2 protein-coding genes are annotated in these 1,651 nt (G+C 31.0%); one reads left to right on the forward strand and one right to left on the reverse strand.

Features of this window, described 5'->3' with window-relative positions:
• A partial coding sequence (locus M983_RS16445; protein WP_066753561.1) for a phosphoethanolamine transferase occupies window positions 1-1,391 on the forward strand: 1,391 nt, incomplete at its 5' end.
• 27 nt (window positions 1,392-1,418) lie between these two features.
• On the opposite strand, the gene M983_RS16450 is transcribed toward M983_RS16445, so the two are convergent.
• Window positions 1,419-1,651 (reverse strand): LUD domain-containing protein (locus M983_RS16450; protein WP_167348699.1); only part of this gene is annotated, 233 nt, incomplete at its 5' end.

Raw genomic sequence — 1,651 nt, forward strand, 5'->3', positions numbered from 1 at the left:
CTCTTAATCTTTCTATTTCTCTCTTTTTTTATATTGAGCATGATATTGTTTTTTCATCATCTATTGCCGAAACATTTATTAATACAAATAGTAGTGAAACGGTTGGCATGCTTTCTTATAATAAATATTATGTTTTTTTCTATATTTTTTCTTTTATTCTATATTTTTATCTAATTCATAAAAGCACACATAATTTTAATATAAAAACAACCAAAGTATCCTTAATTTCTATTGTATTTCTTATAATACTTATTCCTATCTATAAAAATTCACAGATAAGAGAAGATAATAAGACTAAGTTATTAGCTGAATATACTCTTCTTAATACCCCATTTTACAATGCAGCCGCCTTAGTAAGAACATTTCATGAAAATCGGCAAATAAAAAAAATAGCATCTCATCCTGTAAACTATAATTATCAAAAAAAGGATGATAAAACAGATACTTATATTCTTATCATTGGTGAATCAGTCCGTCGTGATCACATGGAAATTTATGGATATCCCCATAGCACTACACCAAACTTAGTAAAAGAAAAAGAGAATATTGCCTTATTTAATCAAGCGTATTCACCAGCGCCTGTCACTATACTATCAGTGCCTATTTCATTATCAAATATCGAATTAACACAATTACAAGATAAACATCATTATGCTGACAATATCATTTCTCTTGCAAATCATGCCGGATTCGAGACATATTGGCTAAGTAATCAAGGTAAAGCGAGCCAAAAAACGAGTGTAATTTCAGTTATCGCTAATATGGCTCAAAATAAAAAATGGAATGAATCTATTGGTTATGATGAAGAGTTATTACCTTTTTTAGATAAGGCTCTTAATGATAAATCAACAAAGAAAAAGCTAATTGTCTTACATACTTATGGTAGCCATGAGCCTGCATGTAATCGCTTTCCTAATAATGAGTTAAAAGACTTTACTCAACAAGAAGATGATAATTGCTATGATAGTTCAATTGCTTATACAGATAAATTGATTGGAAAAATAATAGAGCGAGTTAAAGATAAATCTGCATCATTACTTTATTTTTCTGACCATGCTTTACAGCGCCTCGATAAAAAAGGAGAAATACGCTATCACCATGGCGTTAATAGCCCTCGCAAAGAGGCCTATAATATTCCTCTTTTTATCTGGTATAGCTCATTAGATTCAAAGCCTAATATTGCAAAAAATGCGTTAAATAACGCTTACTCAACAGCAGATAACTATTGGCTATTAAGTGATTGGTTAGGGTTAGAGCATAATAACTCAAAGTCTTGTTATTCACCACTTAGCGAATGTTATCAAGAGAAATCACCCATTATGGTAATTGATGGCAATAAACATTTACTTAACTACAATTTATTAAAGTCAGAGGAGCAAGAGCCACAATAATGGTAACTCTTGCTCTTTTTAAATTGATTAGCAGTCTTCAATAACAACGTAAATAGCATTCAAAGAACCATGCACACCCACAACTTTGATTAATTCAATATCAGAGGTACAGCTTGGGCCACTAATAATATTAATACAAGATGGCATCCTGATTCCCTTTACTGCTTTTTGGTGAAGATTTTCAGCTAATTGTGCAACTCTTGGCAAAATAGTACTGCGCTTAATAACAAAAATTGTCGTTTCTGGAATTAATCCAACAC

Origin of the sequence: Proteus myxofaciens ATCC 19692 (genome assembly GCF_001654855.1) — a bacterium.
Lineage (GTDB): Bacteria > Pseudomonadota > Gammaproteobacteria > Enterobacterales > Enterobacteriaceae > Proteus > Proteus myxofaciens.